The organism is Exiguobacterium sp. TDN 0502 (assembly GCF_050846835.1).
GTDB lineage: Bacteria > Bacillota > Bacilli > Exiguobacteriales > Exiguobacteriaceae > Exiguobacterium_A.
Genome location: NZ_JBOZGJ010000001.1, coordinates 246,968 through 265,829, shown reverse-complemented (window position 1 = coordinate 265,829; position 18,862 = coordinate 246,968). Strand labels below are relative to the sequence as shown.

Below are 18,862 nucleotides of genomic sequence, written 5' to 3'. Positions count from 1 at the left end.
TTTACCATTCGCCAAATCAGACGGAATATTGATACGTTGTAAAAAACAATAATCTTCCTAAAAAGTAAACTTTGATATAATAGATACCATCTGAAGACTATGGAGGGGGCAAGAGGACGATGGATATTTTGATGGCACGGCAACCCATCGTTGACCGAATTGGAGCGGTTGATGCATTCGAGTTATTGTATCGATCGGTCAAACAGATGAGTGTATTTGACGGGGATCTCGCAACGATGGATGTATTGACGAATACGCTTGTACATATGGGTGTGGATCATGTGGCTGAAGGAAAAAAACTGTTCGTTAATTTTACGGCAGAATTATTGCGAAGTGACCTGATTCACTACTTGGATCCGGAACGATTCGTCATCGAGGTTTTAGAAACCGTCGAAATCGATGGAGAGATGTTATCGATTCTGCACAATTGGAAAGAAGCCGGTTTTACGTTGGCACTGGATGATTTTGTAACGGATTTGCTTCGTCAACATGGAGCGGAATTGTTCGCCTTGATCGATTTAATTAAAATCGACATCGAAGCGATATCCCCTCGTGAACAAAGTGCCATCCTTCATATCGTCCGGCGGAATTATCCTCATATCAAGATGCTTGCCGAACGGGTCGAAACACACGAGGATCATACGCGGTGTCTTGAAATGGGGTACGACTGGTTCCAGGGATACTTTTATGCAAAGCCGATGCTAATGAAGGGAAAAGCCGTCCCTCCCCAATTACCGGCATTATTGAAAATGCTGAAATGGCTCGATACGGATGAAAAATATGATGAGGTCGTGGATGAGATTGAAGCCAATCCTTATATCAGCATTCAAGTACTACAACTGATCAATTCTCCGGGGATGGGCTTACGCAATACAGTCAGTTCCGTCCGGCAAGCAATCTCACTCCTCGGCTTCTCACAACTCAAAAGCTGGATTTCATTGATTGTCCTACGTGAGATGAAACTAGCAAGTCCGTTTGAATGGTCAAATGAATTGCTACGGTCTTCTTTACATTGCGCGAAGCTCTGCGAGTTGTTCGCAACAGAAACTCGGACGCTCAAGCCAGAAAGTGCCTACATGATCGGATTGTTGTCGCATATTGACGCGTTGTTATCCGTTGATATCGACGACATCATCGATCAACTGCCGATTGAGGATTCTCTGAAGGTCGTCTTGCAAGGGAAAGATCATCCGTTCCGTGATTGTTTAGTACTAGCGATCAGTGCCGACCGCGGTGATTTTGATCAGTTTGAACTTCTGAGTCAACGTTTAGGTGTCACGACGTCACGGGCTTACGAACTGCTTGCGGAAAGTCAGGAATGGCTCTTGCAAAAAGAAGCACATCTTCAGGAAGAATCTGATTCTATCGTGTAAACAAAAAAAGAGCCCGAGGGCTCTTTTTTTTATAGACGTGGACCGGCTGACTTGATCGCATCCGTCGCACTTTCGAAACGAAGGAAGTTGTGTTGGAATTTCTCGGCAAGCGAACGCGCTTGCGTGTCGTATTCGTCAGGATTCGACCAGACGCGTACTGGGTTGAGTAATTCACTTGGTACACCAGGAACTTCAAGTGGCATATGCAGTCCGAAGATCGGGTGCTCTTCTGTTGGAATTGTCGCGAGTGTGCCGTTGACGGCAGCGTTGACCATCGTCCGGGTATACGAAAGCTTCATCCGGCTACCTGTCCCGTAAGCACCGCCTGTCCAGCCTGTGTTGACGAGGTAGACGGTCACACCGTGGCGATCAATTAATTCTCCGAGCATCGTTGCATACTTTTCAGGCATCAGTGGAAGGAACGGTGAACCGAAGCACGTCGAGAAGGTTGCTTCCGGCTCCGTGACGCCACGTTCTGTCCCGGCGAGTTTTGAAGTATAACCCGAGAGGAAATGATACATCGCTTGTTCTTTCGTCAACTTACTGATCGGAGGCAAGACGCCGTACGCATCAGCCGTCAGGAAGACGATCGTCTTCGGGTGACCGGCCCGCGATGGAACAGCGATGTTATCGATCGCTGTGATCGGATAAGCGGCACGTGTGTTTTCCGTCAACGATGTATCGTCGTAATCAGGATGACGTGCTTCGTCGAGCATGACGTTTTCAAGAACGGTTCCGAAACGGATCGCATCAAAAATCTGCGGTTCTTTTTCACGAGACAGGTTGACCGTCTTCGCATAACAGCCACCTTCGATGTTGAAGACACCATCGTGCGACCACCCGTGCTCATCGTCCCCGATCAATTGACGGCTATCATCAGCAGAAAGGGTGGTCTTACCAGTGCCGGATAGACCGAAGAACAGGGCGACGTCCCCTTCGTGTCCGACGTTTGCCGAGCAGTGCATGGAAAGAACGTTTTCCTGTGGCAAGAGGTAGTTCATGACAGAGAAGATTGATTTTTTAATCTCACCGGCATACTCCGTTCCGCCGATCAAAACAATCCGGTGTTCGAACGACATCGCGATGAATGTTTCGGAGTTGGTTCCGTCAACGGCAGGATCGGCTTTGAATTCCGGCGCGTAGACGACTGTGAACGGTTCAAAAGCAGCCACTTCGGGATACTCGCGTAAGAAGAGCTGTTTGGCAAAGAGATTATGCCAGGCATATTGTGTGAGCACACGAACCGGAAGGGTAAAGTGCGTATCTGCCCCTGCTGCGGCTTCTGTGTAGTAGAGCCGGTCAGCTTCGTTCATGTAACGAAGAACCTTTTGCAGCAATTGTTCAAATTTGTCTCCATCCATCGGTTGGTTGACGTGACCCCAATCGATGTGAGACTCGCAGGAAGAATCACGGACGATGAACTTATCTTTTGGTGAACGACCTGTAAATTTCCCCGTTTCTACAGATAATGCGCCGTTCTCGGCAAGGACACCTTCTTCATTTCGAATCGCATGTTCGACAAGTTCAGCAACAGAGAGTTGTTTGAACACATGCTCTTTCTTGAGTAGTTCTTCGATATTCAGGACCGTCATCGGCATCCTGACCCCACCTTTCCCCTACGTTGGTTTTGGCTCATCGTATTTAGTATGACACAATTATTATATATGACATACTAAAGAGAGAGCAATCATTTTCTGATGCTGATTTCTATTTATCTGGAAACGCTTTCAGCATTAACAGTTTAACATCTCTTTCAAAAAGTTTCGACTAGAATTTGAAACCTTGCTTGACAGAGTAGGTACAACTTTATATCATGTAATTCGTAACGGATACTCTTATTCTGAGCAGGTGGAGGGAACAAGGCCCGAAGAAACCCGGCAACCGTCCTACATTAATCAATATATTAATGAGGGAAAAGGTGCTCTCCTGAAGCGAAGTAAACACTTCGAACGATAAGAGGGTAAAGGAAGAACGCACAACCTTTCCCTGACCATTTTTTGGACTTGGAAGGGTTTTTTTCATTTTACCGTCCCACTCAACTAGGGGAAATGAGTACACCGTCAAATTCTTTTTTGGGAGGGTCATACATGACAAACCTTAATCGCCGACTATTCACGTCGGAGTCAGTCACTGAAGGTCATCCAGATAAAATCTGTGACCAAATTTCAGATTCAATTCTTGATGCCATCCTCGCAGCGGATCCGAACGCACGTGTTGCAGCAGAAACTTCTGTTACAACAGGTCTCGTTCTCGTTGCAGGTGAGATCACGACATCCACTTACGTCGACATTCCGAAAGTCGTCCGTGAAACGATTCGTGAAATCGGCTACACACGCGCGAAATACGGTTTCGACGCAGATACGTGTGCTGTCTTGACATCAATTGATGAGCAATCAGCGGATATCGCTCTTGGTGTCGACCAAGCGCTTGAAGCACGTGAAGGTAGCATGTCTGATGCAGAAATCGATGCAATTGGAGCAGGAGACCAAGGTCTCATGTTCGGTTATGCAACGAAAGAAACACCAGAACTCATGCCACTTCCAATCTCACTTTCGCACCGTCTCGCACGCCGTTTGGCAGAAGTGCGTAAAAACGGTCAACTCGACTACCTTCGTCCGGACGGAAAAACACAAGTCACGGTCGAATACAACGAGAACAACGAGCCGGTTCGTGTCGATACGATCGTCATCTCGACACAACACGCGGAAGAAGTCACGCTTGAGCAAATCCAAGCGGACTTGAAAGAACACGTCATCACACCGGTCATCCCGGCGGAATACATCGATGCAGCAACGAAATTCTTCATCAACCCGACTGGTCGTTTCGTCATCGGCGGACCACAAGGAGATGCTGGATTAACAGGTCGTAAGATCATCGTTGATACGTACGGTGGATATGCACGCCATGGCGGTGGCGCATTCTCAGGTAAAGATCCAACAAAAGTCGACCGTTCAGCTGCATACGCAGCACGTTACGTCGCGAAGAACCTCGTTGCTGCAGGTCTTGCAGACAAAGCAGAAGTTCAACTCGCGTACGCAATCGGTGTAGCGCACCCTGTATCAATCGCGGTTGATACATTCGGCACAGGAAAACTTCCTGAAGCACAACTCGTCGAATTGGTCGCTGAAAACTTCGATCTTCGTCCGGCTGGAATCATCAACATGCTTGATCTCCGTCGTCCGATCTATCGCCAAACAGCTGCATACGGTCACTTCGGTCGTACAGATGTTGAGCTTCCATGGGAGCAAACAGATAAAGCGGCAGCTCTTGAAGAACAAGCAAAACGTTTCGCATAAGCATGATGTCCGAAAGCCCTACACGGGTTTTCGGACTTTTTTTGTTTCCGGGCAACTTTGCAGGAAACGAATGTTTTTTCTAGAAGAGGGTAAAAGAAGATGTGTCGATTCGTTTGAATATAAAGGGGGGTTCCGATTATGGAGATACGCGAAGCCGTACCGGCGGATGCAGGACGCATTCATGACATCGCCATCACATCTTGGTTGGATACGTACGAAGAAATTTATTCCGAACGCTCAAAAGCCCATTTCGTTCAGGAAGCATATCCGCAGGAGGAGGTTGTTCGTGCAATCCGAACTGCGGAAGAAGCGCGGGGAGAGTATTTTTATGTCGGAATCATCGAGGGTGAGATCGTCGGTTTCATTCATGCCGTTGATGTCGAAGGAACGTGGGAAATCATTCGTCTGTATGTCCTTCCGAAGTATCAACAAAATGGTATCGGACGACGTCTGATTCGCGAACTCGAACGCAAAGGGGCTGTTCCACTTGAAGTCTACGTGGAGGCACGTAACTATAAAGCGCGTCAGTTCTTGACTTCATTCGGTTTTGAGGAACTGAGTGAGATGACGGAAGAAGTCTTTGGACAAGTGGAATCAGTGATTCGTTTGCGTCTTGCCGCGTCATGAAAATCCGTCCTGGGACGGTAGTGAACATCATCCGCTTACGTTACTATAAGGGAAGTATGAAGTGAAGAGGTGAGTTTGTGGTTGAGCAACCAACAGGAATCATCGTATTAGTCTATCCGTTACAACTGCGTGCCCGTCCGAGTGAGGCTTTGATTCGGGTACTTGAACGAGAGTACGAGGTGTTACTCGTTGACGCGCCGCGTCGCATTTCGTTTGAAGAGCATGGTCAATTATTGAAAGAAGCCTTGCGGGAAGCGGGGAAACGAAAGCTACCGATTCATATCGTCGCCTGTAGCATGGGCGCACTTGTCGTCAATCGTCTCCTGCAGGAATATGAACTACCGGTCGCAAGCCTGGCATTCATTTCACCGTTGTTTGATTGGCATCCGTCGAAACAACTCGGAGGTGTCAAACAAGTCTTCGCGAGTGCGTTCGATCGTTTCCGTCCGGATGCACCACTCGGTACGTTACCGTTTGGTCAAAGTACGGAAGATACTGTTCGCATCGGTGAATTGACGTATGCACAGTACCGGGAAATCGAAGAAGAGATCGTCATGCATGACGAGGAGCGGAAAAAACTACCTCGTGTCAACTTGGCCTGTTTTTATGCGCCGGACGATCAATTCGCAGACGTCAAATTGACACTCGAAGTATGCCGAAAGATGGGTGGCGATCAGATTTACTTACAACGGTTGCATGGTTTTCCGCATTTCAGCTTCGAACGCTTGAATACACGATTCGCGGAAAAATTAATGTTGTTCTTTAAGCTTGTGGAAGAGTGAGATAACAAAAGTGATGCCCCGTCTAAAGGGCATCACTTGAGACTGAAGATAAAGTGCAATTTTTCTCTAACGAGAAGGATTGTGCTTTTTTGTTCGTCTCGAATCGTTTTCCTGGGACGAGCATCGCGCCGCTTCGCTTCGCTGCAGGGTCGCTCTTGTTTGTTTTTCCCTAGGAAGCGATGTCGAGTGAACAAAACGCTTCTCTGATCCCCCTTCCAGGTATAAAGAAGAATGACGCGTTACACGCAACTCCTACAGGAAAAAGCGCAATTTTGTGCTGTCAGAGACGAACGAGACCCGTTTTCTTGCTCGAATGGAGCGGGAAAACGGGCTTGTGTCTCGCCTGAGGAAAGGGCGTGAAAGGACGCGTCATTTTTGGGGGAGTCAGCCCTTTTGTCTACAATCTGAAAAGTGACGCCTCTAAAAAAAGGCATCACTTTTTTGTGTCATATCGTCAGCGTACTTTTTTCTCGATCGCGATGATGAACGGTGGATGGTTTTGTTGATTCAAGAAGCGATACTGAAGGACGGCGTAATCCTGCTGATCAAGAGCCGTCACGTAATCAAGCACGGCGTCGCGCTCTCGTTTTCCTTCGAGGTGACCGTGATAGACGACAAGGACGACAAGACCGCCAGGGGCGAGGACAGGAAGGAGGGCGTCGAGTGCTTCAAGCGTCTCTTCCCCTGTCGTCGTGATCGATTTATCACTTCCGGGAAGATAGCCAAGATTGAAGACGCCGGCACGAACAGGACGTTGTTCGTCCGATAGACGGGCACCGACATGGATGTGGCTCTCATGATAAAGGTCGACGCGTGCTAACATTCCCGCTTCGTCGAGACGTCGCGTCGATTCTTCGATCGCTTGTGCCTGGACGTCGAACGCGAGAACCCTTCCTTCTGGACCGACGCATTCTGCTAAAAACTGTGTATCATGACCATTTCCGGCAGTCATGTCGACGACGCAATCGCCGGATTCGATGACGGACTCGAGTAATTGTTTCGTATAAGGTAGTACACGGGCAAGTGACATGGCATAGACTCCTGTTCCTATGGGCTGTTTTTCTCTTTATACATGATCATCGTGTGTATGATTCCTCCTGCATTATACCATCTTTTGAATCATTGACGAAAAGTGAAGTGGCTTGACAGGTGGGGGAGGGATTGCGTAAAGTGGCAAGGTTGAGAATGAAATAGGAGGACCACGGGTATGCCAAAATTACCAAAAGCGGTCTGGATCCTCGTCCTTGCGATGGCTATCAATACGACGGGATCCTCTTTTTTATGGCCGTTTAATACATTATATATTCATGAATATCTAGGAGAATCGATGACGAAGGCGGGAATGGCGTTGTTCGTCAACTCGGGCCTCGCCATCGTCGGCAACTATTTAGGTGGGAAAGCCTTTGACCGGCTCGGTGGGAAGAAAACGCTCGTCATCAGTGTCATCGGACTTGTCCTGTCTTCCGTCGGTCTGTTGTTGTTTCACCAGACGTATCTCGGATATGTCGCAATGCTTGGTTTGATCGGGTTCGTCGGCGGGATGGTCTTCCCGACGATTTATGCGATGACGGGTGTCATTTGGCCGGAAGGTGGGCGTCGTGCCTTTAATGCAATCTATGTCGCACAAAACGTCGGTGTAGCCCTTGGGACAGCTGTCAGCGGTCAAATCGCCGCCTTCTCGATTCAGTACATCTTCATTGCTAATCTCGTATTGTATATCGCGTTTGCCATCATTTTATTTATCGGATTGTCCTGGATCCAGGCGCCGGCTCGGATGCATGCGACTCATGACGAGACTGAAACGACACGTACACCCCTTGCACGCGGTGCGGCACGGACGATGTTGCTCGTCTCGATCGGGTATGCCTTACTTTGGTTCGTGTATGTGCAGTGGCAAGGTACCTTTGCCGTCCATACGAAATCACTCGGTGTCACGATTTCCGAGTACTCGATTCTTTGGACGATCAATGGAGCACTCATCGTCTTTGCCCAGCCGCTACTCACCCCGATCTTGCGTTGGTTTGGAGACGATTTGAAGCGGCAATTGATGACGGGTACAGGAATCTTCCTTCTTTCTTATCTGATTGTTCCGTTCGCAGGCGGATTCAAAATGTTCCTCGTAGCGATGATCATCTTGACGATCGGTGAGATGTTCATTTGGCCAGCAGTGCCCGCCATGGCGGCAAGGCTCGCACCAATCGGAAAAGAAGGCGAGTTCCAAGGGTACGTCAATATTGCTGCTTCAGCAGGGCGGATGATCAGTCCGACTGTTGGAGGATTGATCTATGATTTATCCGGTATGTCTGCGGTCTTCCTGACGTTGATTGGATTGATTCTCTTAGCAGGTGTGGTCTTTCTTCGTGCCATTCCTAAAATTACACCATAAGCGTTATTCAAAAGACAGCGGACAGTGCTTCGCTGTCTTTTTGTTACGCCATTCAATCAAAAATCATAAAATAAACATTTATCAATTTGGAATATTTCGGAAAGGAAACGGGTATTTTCTAATCAAGAACTTGAGAAAGGGTCATGTGAACGTTGCTTCTTTTTGACTGGAGGTGCACGAATGGAAAGGTGTCAATTCATCACAGATGCTGCAACTTGGACGACACACGTACAGCAACAGCCGCTGGATATCTTCTACAGTTACGAGTACGTCATGCTCAACGCTAGACCGTCTGAACAAGCCATGCTGTTCGTCTATAAAGGCGACGCCGGCACCCTGTACTATCCCTTTTTAAAACGTCGCATTTTTGATACATCCTATTCGGATCTCATTACGCCTTACGGTTACGGTGGACCTGAAATCGTGGGCCACTTGACTACGCCTGAGATGCAGCAGGCACGTCGGTTATTTGAGAAGTGGGCGGAAAAAGAGGCGGTCGTTTCGGAAATGATTCGCTTTAATCCGTTGACAGGAAATGAACGATTCATGCAGGACTGGACGAAAGTGTCCTTCATCCGTCATACGACGAGCATTGATTTACGCCCCTCATTAGAAGAAATCATGCAGACGTTTCACAAGAAAACGAGAGGTATGATTCGGAAATCACTGGCCACGTCGTTAACCGTCAGAACAGGAACAAAAGAAGACTTACCTATTTTTTTAGCGTTGTATCACGAAACGATGGACCGGAAGAATGCTTCAGCGCATTATTATTTTACCGCGACATATTTTGAACAATTGTTCGAGCGCAATCCGCTTTGCGAACCGTTATTACTGATTGCTGAATTCAACGGCGAACCGGTCGGCGGATATTTCGTATTGCTCGGAAAAGAATATGCCCATGGTCATTTGATTGGCTGTAAACGGGACGAAGCGAAACTATTTCCGAATCAGCGACTCGAGTATGAAGCGGTCCTTCAAGCGAAAGCAAGGGGGCTCGTCGAGCAACATCTCGGCGGTGGATATCAAGAACGGGATAGTCTCTTTGAGAGTAAATGCCGTTACACCGGGTATCGTTTATTTGAGTACCATCAAGGAAAATCCATCTTTCAGCCAGCCATATACGATCAGTTATGTGTACGATACGGGTCAGATGCCGATTCGGATTATTTCCCTGCCTATCGGCAACCTGCCGTTGAAGTAGCAACTCTTTAAATGACGCACGTAAAAACGACTACATCGGGTAGTCGTTTTTTTGATATGCTGACATCATCTAGATGAATGGAGGGGATGTATCATGAAAAAACGAGGACTGATCTTCGACATGGACGGTGTCATCTTAGATAGTGAAATTCGCTATTTTGAAGTTCACCAGCAAATGTTCGAGGAATTATCGATTCCGCTTGATCCTGTTCAGTATGCAACATTCATGGGCAAGACGGGGGATGAAATGTGGGAGGAACTGGTCGATCAGCATCAATTGAAGGAATCGGCTGTTAGTTTGCTCGAAGAGGAACATCGACGGTTTCAAGTCCATGCGATACCGGAGGAATGCGGACTGAAGATAGGAGTTAAACACGTGATGCAACAAGCGAAAGCTCTCGGATATGACATCGGGATTGCCTCCTCGAGTTCGCTTCAAAAAATCGAACGGGTCATCCGTCATTATGAACTGCCGATCACGCACTATGTCAGTGGGGAAGAAGTCGTCCGTTCGAAGCCGGATCCTGCGATTTTTCGACTGGCAGCAGAACGTCTCGGGCATACACCTGAGAATTGTCTCGTCATCGAGGATGCTGCAAACGGGATGATCGGAGCAAAAGCGGCAGGCATGGAAGTGATTGCCCTTCTTGATGACCGGATGCCAGCGCAACGCTTGGAACAAGCAGATCATATTGCGCGATCGCATGCAGAAATCGAGGAAATTTTACGGAAGCGTTGACGCTTGAGGAAGAAACAGATTACACTAGGAAAAGATAGTCAAATGCAACGAACTGAAGCAGTAGGGGTAAGGTGCCGTCAAGAGAGCTGGTGGAAGGTGCGAACCAGTCGGTAACAGCCGTGAACTCGTCAGGGAGCACGTTTCGTGAAATCGTAGTAGCGAAGCCGGTATCACACCGTTATTTGTGAATCAAGCGGTCTGTCATAGACAGACAACGTGGGTGGTACCGCGGAAGCCAAACCGGTCTTTCGTCCCTATTCCTAGGGGCGGAGGACCGGTTTTTTTAGATTAGAGGAGGAAAAGACATGCCGTACAATCATCGCGAAATCGAACCAAAGTGGCAGGCGCGTTGGGATCAAGACAACGCCTTCGTCACGACAGAAGATCCAGAAAAAGAAGGGTTTTATGCCCTTGATATGTTCCCGTATCCGTCAGGTGCCGGATTACACGTCGGTCACCCGGAAGGCTACACGGCTACGGATATCCTCGCACGGATGAAACGGATGCAAGGCTACAACGTCCTTCACCCGATGGGATGGGATGCGTTCGGGTTACCGGCAGAACAATACGCGCTCGATACAGGGAATGACCCACGCGAATTCACAGCGCAAAACATCGAGACGTTCAAACGTCAGTTAAAAGAACTCGGATTCTCCTATGACTGGGATCGTGAAATCAACACGACGGATCCGAAGTATTACAAATGGACGCAGTGGATCTTTACGAAGTTGTATGAAAAAGGACTTGCGTTCGTAGACGAAGTCGCGGTCAACTGGTGCCCAGCACTTGGAACGGTCCTTGCGAATGAAGAAGTCATCGACGGATTATCTGAACGCGGAAATCATCCGGTCGTGCGTGTCCCGATGCGTCAATGGGTCCTAAAAATCACGGAATATGCAGATCGTCTTCTTGAAGATCTCGATGATCTCGATTGGCCGGATTCTGTCAAAGAGATGCAACGGAACTGGATCGGGAAATCAGAAGGTGCTGAAATCGATTTCACGATTGACGGACATAAAAAACAAGTCACGGTCTTTACGACACGTCCGGATACGATTTTCGGTGCGACATATCTTGTTCTTGCACCGGAGCATCCTTTCGTAGCTGACATCACGACAGCTGATCACAAGGAAGCGGTCGATGCGTATATCGCGCAAGTCCAAACGAAGTCGGATCTTGAGCGGACGGATTTAGCGAAGGAAAAAACGGGCGTCTTCACGGGTGCTTTCGCCGTCAACCCGATTTCGGGCGATCGTCTGCCGATCTGGATTGCTGATTATGTCCTTGCTTCGTACGGAACGGGTGCAATCATGGCGGTCCCAGGACATGATGAGCGCGATCACGAATTCGCGAAGCAGTTCGACTTACCGATCATTGAAGTCGTCGCAGGTGGGAACGTTGAGGAAGCGGCCTACACAGGAGAGGGCGAACACGTCAACTCGCATATGCTCGATGGTCTTGGAAAACAAGAAGCGATCGAAACGATGATCGCTGAACTCGAAACGAACCAAGTCGGTCGTAAAAAAATCACGTATCGTCTCCGCGACTGGTTGTTCAGTCGTCAACGGTATTGGGGCGAGCCGATTCCAGTCGTTCATATGGAAGATGGTTCGATGAAAACACTCAGCCAAGAGGAATTACCGCTTGAACTTCCAATCATTCCGGAAATCAAACCGTCTGGTACTGGCGAATCACCACTCGCCCTTGCGGAAGACTGGTTGGATTATACGGATCCTGAAACAGGAATGAAAGGGCGTCGCGAGACGAACACGATGCCACAATGGGGCGGAAGCTGCTGGTACTATCTTCGTTTCATCGATCCGCACAATGAAGAAGCGATCGCGGATCCAGAAAAATTAAAATACTGGCTCCCGGTCGATATTTATATCGGTGGGGCGGAACACGCCGTGCTTCACTTGTTGTATGCGCGCTTCTGGCATAAAGTCTTGTATGATGCAGGCGTCGTACCAACAAAAGAACCATTCCAGAAGTTATACAACCAAGGGATGATTCTTGGCGAAAACAACGAGAAGATGTCGAAATCACGCGGTAACGTCATCAATCCGGATGAAATCGTCAAATCACATGGTGCCGATACCTTGCGTCTTTATGAAATGTTCATGGGACCACTCGATGCATCGGTTGCCTGGTCTGAAAACGGTCTTGACGGCGCCCGTCGTTTCCTCGACCGTGTCTGGCGCTTGTTCGAACGGACAGCAGACATACAAGAGGTCACGGAAGTCGATGCTGACTTCGAACGGACGTACCACCAGACGGTCAAGAAGGTCACGGAAGACTTCGCGAACATCCAGTTCAACACCGGAATTTCGCAACTCATGGTCTTCGTCAACGAAGCAAACAAACAGCCGGTTCTTCCGCGTCACTTCCTTCGTGGATTCATTCAGTTGTTAACACCGGTCGCACCGCACCTTGGTGAGGAACTCTGGGAACAACTTGGATTTGAAGAGACATTGACGTATGCGGCATGGCCGACATTCGATGAAGCAAAACTCGTCAGCGATACGATGGAATTCGTCATTCAAGTGAACGGAAAAGTCCGCTCGAAAATCGAAATCAACATCGACGCGACAAAAGAAGAAATCGAAGCACTTGCCTTTGCTGATGAAAAAACACAGGAGTGGATCGGCGATAAGACGGTTCGGAAAGTCATCGTCGTACCGAAAAAATTAATCAATATCGTGGCGAACTAAGCCATACCCCCCTTCATTCGCGTCAGGCGAACGAAGGGGGTTTCTTCATTTCCGTCGCAAGTCCGCTTTTTTTTTGAACGTCCTTCTGCTACACTGAATCAGAAACCGAGAAAGAAAGGCGATTACCATCAATGAAACGATCTTATATAGTCTATACCACGATTTTTGCCGTCGTTTCGGGGTTGATCCTCTGCATACTGCTCGTCTTCTCAAAACCGGAGACGTTATCAAGTATCGAAGAGACGTTTGCGAAAATCGAGACACAATCGAAACATCAGGCAGCCGTGAAGCAGGTGCCGACGAAAACGCCTTCAGCGATTCCGAATCCGGAAGAGCCGTTAATCAAAAATGTCCAACACATGTTATATGATGATTCCATCGGGTCATACCTCGTCGTGACAGACGATTATCGTTTCTTTGAAATCAGCGGAACGGGAGAACGGATCAACGCTTCGTTTCAGTTAGAGGAAGGAAAGTTGTTGCTCGCCGGGCTTGACGGGATGGCTCTCGTCGACGGAGAAACGGTCGCCTTATTGACATCAAATCAGATTCTCGTCACGATTACACGAAAAGACGGTGTCTGGAGTGAGGAGAAGCGCGAAAAGATTCAAGGGACGACGATTCGGGATAGTTTCCATGGTCTCGGGTATGACGCGAAGAAAAAAGAATTCTATACGATCAATCAGATTCGTTCCATCGGACGTGTCGAATTGACGTATTTCGCAATGAAAGAGGATAAAATTAAAATTGATCCGGACGCTTCCGAGAAAAAGAAGCGTGCCTTGAAGAAAAAACAAAAACCGCCGTATCTCTCGATTGTGAAACGAAGTAAGATTGAAGCGGCAAACGGTATGCGGAGTGATGCGAAAAAATCATTCGAGTCATCATTCCGTCCGATTGGTCTTGCGGAACGGCAAGGACGTATTTACACGCTAGATTCGGAAGCACTCTACCTCTACTCGATTGATCCGAAAGATCAGTCCATCACAGGTGAGACAGCTAGCCCGAAGGTGTATGGCGCAACAGGTATTTTCGTCCAGGATAACGAGCTGTTTGCGTTAGTCGTCACGGATAAATTCTCAAGCCGGTCGTTTACCCCGATTGATTAACATACGCAGAAAAGACCCGATTCGCTCTGATGATCAGAAGAATCGGGTCTTATTTTGGTTAGATGGCAGTTTCGTGCGCCTTTTTGGCAGCATGACTACCGGCACAATGTCCGGTCACGAATGCTGCCGTGATGTTGTAGCCACCTGTATAGCCGTGGATATCGAGAATTTCACCTGCAAAGAATAAGCGCTCCGCTTTTTTCGACATCATCGTTTTGGGATCAATCTCTTTAATCGAGACACCGCCACCCGTGACGAAGGCTTTATCGAAATCGAGCGTCCCCGTTGCTTTCAGCGGGAATCGTTTTAATTTCTGAAGGAAGTCCGCCCAGTCCTGTTTTTTGACTTGTGTACAGACTTCGTCGCCAAAACCGATTTGCGCAAACAGGAGTTCGAGCAGACGTTCCGGTACGAAGCCGCGAAGGGCGTTTCGTACCGTCTTCTTCGGATTGGCTGCAAGCGCAGCTTGGAAACGTTCTGTCAACGCTCCGAGCGACTCATCCGGGAAGAGGTCGATCGAGAGGTGGACGATCGTTTCCTTCGAACGTTTCCGCTCCTTGATCGTGTACTGGCTACAGCGTAAAGCGATCGGACCGCTTAAACCGAAATGGGTGAAGAGGAGATCACCCGTATGTGTCTTGATGGCTTTATCTTTTTTACCGTGGACCGTTAAAGCAACGTCCCGTAAAGATAATCCTTGGAGTGCTTTTTCATGGATGAACGTATCACCTAAGAGGATCGGAACTTCCGTCGGAAAAAGCTCCGTGATCGTATGACCCGCTTTTTCTGCCCACGGATAGCCGTCACCCGTCGAACCCGTGTGCGGAACGGATTGTCCGCCAACGGCGACGATACAGCTTTTCGCTTCAAGACGCATGCCGTTCTCGAGGATGACGGCTGCAAAAGAACCATCTGGATGAAAATCGAGTGTTGCGACTTGTGCATCCGTTTGAATCTCGGCGCCATGCTCGCGGATTTGGTCAATCAAGACACGGACGACGTCAGCTGCCTTATCCGAGACAGGGAACATCCGACCGTTGTCCTCTTCTTTTAAAGCAACGCCAAATCCTTCGAACAACTCAATGATCGATTCATTATTGAACTGGGAGAAGGCGCTGTAAAGGAAACGACCGTTCCCTGGAATCGACTGAACGAGCTCGTCGAGCGGTTTTCGGTTCGTGACGTTACAGCGTCCGCCGCCAGAGATCGCAAGCTTGCGACCTAATTTATTTCCTTTATCAAGCAGGAGTGTTCGGGCTCCGGCCTGTAAAGAGGCGAGCGTCGCCATCAAGCCGCTCGGTCCGCCTCCGATTACGATTACATCGTACATATGGTCACCTCATTCAAAGAATTCTGCTTGTTTCACTTTAGCAGAAGTTGCGACTGTAAACAAACCGTCTCTTTCAATTCAAGATAGACAGCGGTATAATGATTTGCAATTGTGTACGAGAGAACTTGTATAATGAGACAGTCACGATCAGAGGGTCGAGTATAAAAATTAGAAAGCGTGAGGGATGTTACCATGTCCACAGTCAGTAATAAGCAGTCTTCTTCTTCCGGCAATGCAGGATTCGTTCGCGGAACGATGCTCCTGTCCGGTGCGTCACTGATTTCCCGCGCACTGGGTTTGATTTATCTGTTTCCGTTTCAGTTCATGGTCGGTGCGACAGGCATCATGTTTTATACCTATGCCTATAATTATTACGCCATCATGATTGGTCTTGCGACAGCGGGGATTCCCGTCGCTGTCTCAAAATTCGTCGCCAAATATAATGCATTAGGGGAATATGATACGAGTGAACGTTTGTATCGGTCTGGTCTGAAAATCATGTCGTTGACCGGGGTCGTTTCCTTCCTCGCCTTATTCTTCCTCGCGCCGTATTTAGCGCACCGGGCGATTCCAGGTGGGGATGTCGATTCAGCAGCATACGTCGATGCCGTCACGATGACGATTCGAGGAGTCAGTTTTGCGTTACTCTTGATTCCACCGATGAGTATGACACGAGGGTATTTCCAAGGGTATCAATCGATGGGACCGACCGCGATTTCGCAAATCCTGGAACAAATCGTCCGCATCATCTTCTTACTCGTAGGAGTCAGTATTGCGATTTATGTATTTGATTCAGGTGTCGCCTTTGCCGCGACGATTGCAACGTTCAGTGCCTTCATTGGCGCAATCGGTAGTGTGGCGGTTCTCGTCTATTATTTCCGCAAACGTGCCAGTGGCTTGCAGGAACTCCGTGCCACTCAAACCGTCCGTTCGCCGGATCGCCCGTTAACGGACCTGTATAAGGAATTGCTGACGTACGCGATTCCGATCGTCATGGTCGGTCTTTCGACGCCGCTTTATCAAGTCATCGACCAGAACACGATGAATGCCGCGTTACAAAGTATCGGCTATACGCTCGAAGCGGCCGGAAACGCGACGGCTTATCTGATTGCGGATAGTCATAAAATCGTCTTGATTCCGGTGTCGGTCGCAACAGGATTGTCGTTGTCGGCGACTCCGTTGTTGACCGCTTCCTTTACGCAAGGGGATATGCGGAAGGTACGGGCTCAAATTTCGCAGATTTATCAACTCGTCTTCTTCGTGACGATTCCGGCAGTCGTCGGAATGATTCTTCTCAGCGAAGAGACGTTCCACGTTCTGTTCCCGAAAGATCAAGCAGCATGGGTCTATCTGTTAAGTTATGCACCGAGTGCCTTATTCCTTGCTCTTTATTCGGTCACGGCAGCAGTCCTGCAAGGGATTAACCGTCAGTACTTCACGATCATTGCAACACTTGCCGGGCTACTCGCGAAGTATCTCTTGAACGCCCCGTTGATTCACTTGACGGGTGATGGAACAGGTGCCGGTTACGCGACGATCATTGGCTACCTGGTCGCAACGGGCTTGATGTTCTTCCGGATCACCCAAACGGTAAAGTTCCCATTCAGTACCGTCTTACGCCGGACGTCATTGATTTTGATCATCAGTGCCTTGATGGGAGCAGGCGTTGCGCTCGTCAAGTGGGGACTGGTATCGGTCCTACCAGCGACGACATGGGCGTCCTTATTGATTCTGATCGTCGGTGCAGGCATCGGGATCGTCATTTTTGCGGGACTATCGATTTGGAGTGGCTTAGCAGAAGTCGTATTAGGACGGAAAATTTCATTGAAACGAGGACGAGGTCATGCGTCTAGATAAATTATTATCCAATATGGGAGCAGGTTCCCGAAAAGAAGTGAAGCTGCTGCTGAAGGCAGGAGCAATTCAGGTTGATGGTGAGATCGTGCGCGATCCGAAACAACATGTCGATGTCGAGACGCAACATGTCTTGATGTACGGCGAACCGGTCACGTATCAAAAATACATCTACTTGATGATGAATAAACCACCGGGTGTCATCAGTGCGACAGAGGACAAGCGAGATGAAACGGTCATCGATCTTCTGTTTGAAGACGTGACCTATTTCAAACCGTTTCCGGTCGGAAGACTCGATAAAGACACAGAGGGATTGTTGTTACTCACGAACGATGGATCGTTTAATCATGCTTTGATGTCACCGAAGAAACACGTCGAAAAAACGTACTACGCGGAAGTGACGGGCGTGTTGACGCAAGAGGACGTCGAGGCGATTGCGGCAGGCGTCACCTTAGAAGACGGGTACCAGGCTAAACCGGGTAAACTGGTCATCTTATCGACGACAGAAACGGACTCAACGCTTGAATTGACGATTACGGAAGGGAAGTTCCACCAAGTCAAACGGATGATGCTTGCGCTCGGGAAAGAGGTCACATTCTTGAAGCGGCGCTCGATCGGTCGTTTGGAACTGGATCCGTCACTTGCACTCGGGGATTACCGCGAGTTGACGAAAGACGAGTTAGCCCTGTTTGATTGGCAACCTGAATAAGCAAAACAAAAAGACGATGGAATGAGCATACATTCCATCGTCTTTTTGTTAGGGATGATTTATTGATTGCGCAGTGCTTCTGCGATTGGATAAGGACCACTGAGTACTTCAAATACACGGGATTGGGTCGGTTGGTCAATCAGGTGTACGAACAACGCTGCGATATCGTCGCGAGACACTTTGCGATCTTCGTACGATTCAAAGTGTTCCTTCGTTTCGACGGTACCTGCCGGGTCATCATAGCTGAGTGGACCGGGACGGACGATCGTATAGTCGAGCCCACTTTCTTGTAAGTGTGCGTCAGCTGCTGCTTTTGATTCAAGGTATACTTTCAGTTCGCCCTTTGGTTCTTCTGTGCCGACCGAACTGAGCATCAGGAAGCGGTTGATCCCGTTTGCTTTTGCAGCATCGATGACTTTGATTGCACCTTCTTTGTCGACAGCGCGCGTCAATTCATCTGATGCACCACCGGCACCTGCTGCAAAGATGACGACGTCCGCATTACTGACGACACCGCTGACATCCTTCGTCAAATCGCCAAGTCTGACTTCCGATGCACCGAGTGCAATCAAATCGTTGATTTGATTTTCCTCCCGTACGACCGCGATGGCTTGGTGATCGCCTTGTTTAGCGATCAATTCGACCATTTTGCGTCCAGTTGTTCCGTTTGCTCCAATGATTAAAATATCCATTCTCCTCAACTCCTTCTCCCAATAGCTATACCCCACGTTTTAAAAAAGATA

15 protein-coding genes, 1 riboswitch and 1 other annotated feature are annotated in these 18,862 nt (G+C 48.6%); of the genes, 11 read left to right on the top strand and 4 right to left on the bottom strand.

The window, feature by feature from the left end; genetic code table 11:
- The first annotated feature begins 119 nt into the window (after nucleotides 1-119).
- Nucleotides 120-1,373 (top strand): EAL and HDOD domain-containing protein, encoded by a 1,254-nt coding sequence (locus ACRPK8_RS01265; RefSeq protein ID WP_432236570.1) that lies wholly within the window; start codon nucleotides 120-122, stop codon nucleotides 1,371-1,373.
- A gap of 29 nt (nucleotides 1,374-1,402) precedes the next feature.
- On the opposite strand, the gene pckA is transcribed toward ACRPK8_RS01265, so the two are convergent.
- Nucleotides 1,403-2,971 carry a phosphoenolpyruvate carboxykinase (ATP) gene (pckA, locus tag ACRPK8_RS01260; protein ID WP_432236569.1) on the bottom strand — a complete coding sequence of 523 codons (1,569 nt, stop codon included), beginning with the start codon at nucleotides 2,969-2,971 and terminating at the stop codon, nucleotides 1,403-1,405.
- Nucleotides 2,972-3,205: 234 nt separating this feature from the next.
- A riboswitch (SAM riboswitch) is annotated at nucleotides 3,206-3,332 on the top strand.
- A gap of 128 nt (nucleotides 3,333-3,460) precedes the next feature.
- Between pckA and metK the strand changes: the two genes are divergently transcribed.
- The 3 genes from metK (at nucleotide 3,461) to ACRPK8_RS01245 (ending at nucleotide 6,078) form a co-directional block, all read left to right on the top strand.
- Entirely contained in the window at nucleotides 3,461-4,669 is a 1,209-nt protein-coding gene (gene metK, locus ACRPK8_RS01255) for a methionine adenosyltransferase (protein WP_432236568.1), read from the top strand.
- Between the two features lie 138 nt (nucleotides 4,670-4,807).
- Nucleotides 4,808-5,296, top strand: a complete 489-nt coding sequence (locus ACRPK8_RS01250) for an N-acetyltransferase family protein (RefSeq protein WP_432236567.1) — start codon at nucleotides 4,808-4,810, stop codon at nucleotides 5,294-5,296.
- Nucleotides 5,297-5,373: 77 nt separating this feature from the next.
- Nucleotides 5,374-6,078, top strand: a complete 705-nt coding sequence (locus ACRPK8_RS01245; protein WP_432236566.1) for an alpha/beta hydrolase — start codon at nucleotides 5,374-5,376, stop codon at nucleotides 6,076-6,078.
- Nucleotides 6,079-6,532: 454 nt separating this feature from the next.
- On the opposite strand, the gene ACRPK8_RS01240 is transcribed toward ACRPK8_RS01245, so the two are convergent.
- Nucleotides 6,533-7,129, bottom strand: coding sequence for a class I SAM-dependent methyltransferase (locus ACRPK8_RS01240; RefSeq protein ID WP_432236891.1), 597 nt, complete (start codon nucleotides 7,127-7,129; stop codon nucleotides 6,533-6,535).
- 156 nt (nucleotides 7,130-7,285) lie between these two features.
- On the opposite strand from ACRPK8_RS01240, the gene ACRPK8_RS01235 reads away from it, so the two are divergent.
- From ACRPK8_RS01235 to ACRPK8_RS01215, 5 genes are all read left to right on the top strand, one after another.
- Nucleotides 7,286-8,464, top strand: a complete 1,179-nt coding sequence (locus ACRPK8_RS01235) for an MDR family MFS transporter (RefSeq protein ID WP_432236565.1) — start codon at nucleotides 7,286-7,288, stop codon at nucleotides 8,462-8,464.
- A 180-nt stretch (nucleotides 8,465-8,644) separates the two neighbouring features.
- Nucleotides 8,645-9,679, top strand: a complete 1,035-nt coding sequence (locus ACRPK8_RS01230) for a peptidoglycan bridge formation glycyltransferase FemA/FemB family protein (protein WP_432236564.1) — start codon at nucleotides 8,645-8,647, stop codon at nucleotides 9,677-9,679.
- Between the two features lie 82 nt (nucleotides 9,680-9,761).
- Nucleotides 9,762-10,406, top strand: coding sequence for an HAD family hydrolase (locus tag ACRPK8_RS01225; RefSeq protein WP_432236563.1), 645 nt, complete (start codon nucleotides 9,762-9,764; stop codon nucleotides 10,404-10,406).
- Nucleotides 10,407-10,444: 38 nt separating this feature from the next.
- Nucleotides 10,445-10,665: a binding site (T-box leader), on the top strand.
- Between the two features lie 46 nt (nucleotides 10,666-10,711).
- A complete protein-coding gene (gene leuS / locus ACRPK8_RS01220) occupies nucleotides 10,712-13,117 on the top strand; it encodes a leucine--tRNA ligase (protein WP_432236562.1) in 2,406 nt (801 codons plus the stop codon).
- Between the two features lie 131 nt (nucleotides 13,118-13,248).
- Nucleotides 13,249-14,226 (top strand): hypothetical protein, encoded by a 978-nt coding sequence (locus tag ACRPK8_RS01215; RefSeq protein ID WP_432236561.1) that lies wholly within the window; start codon nucleotides 13,249-13,251, stop codon nucleotides 14,224-14,226.
- A 58-nt stretch (nucleotides 14,227-14,284) separates the two neighbouring features.
- Here the strand turns inward: ACRPK8_RS01215 and ACRPK8_RS01210 are convergent, their stop codons facing one another.
- Nucleotides 14,285-15,556, bottom strand: a complete 1,272-nt coding sequence (locus ACRPK8_RS01210; protein WP_432236560.1) for an NAD(P)/FAD-dependent oxidoreductase — start codon at nucleotides 15,554-15,556, stop codon at nucleotides 14,285-14,287.
- 192 nt (nucleotides 15,557-15,748) lie between these two features.
- Here ACRPK8_RS01210 and ACRPK8_RS01205 point away from each other — a divergent pair, with 192 nt between their 5' ends.
- Entirely contained in the window at nucleotides 15,749-17,413 is a 1,665-nt protein-coding gene (locus tag ACRPK8_RS01205) for a putative polysaccharide biosynthesis protein (RefSeq protein ID WP_432236559.1), read from the top strand.
- Nucleotides 17,400-18,119: a pseudouridine synthase gene (locus ACRPK8_RS01200; RefSeq protein ID WP_432236558.1), complete on the top strand. Its 720-nt coding sequence runs from the start codon at nucleotides 17,400-17,402 to the stop codon at nucleotides 18,117-18,119. The genes ACRPK8_RS01205 and ACRPK8_RS01200 overlap by 14 nt, the downstream gene beginning before the upstream one ends.
- 59 nt (nucleotides 18,120-18,178) lie before the next feature.
- Here the strand turns inward: ACRPK8_RS01200 and ACRPK8_RS01195 are convergent, their stop codons facing one another.
- Complete coding sequence (locus tag ACRPK8_RS01195; RefSeq protein ID WP_432236557.1) at nucleotides 18,179-18,811, bottom strand: SDR family oxidoreductase; 633 nt, start codon at nucleotides 18,809-18,811, stop codon at nucleotides 18,179-18,181.
- Nucleotides 18,812-18,862 lie beyond the last annotated feature (51 nt).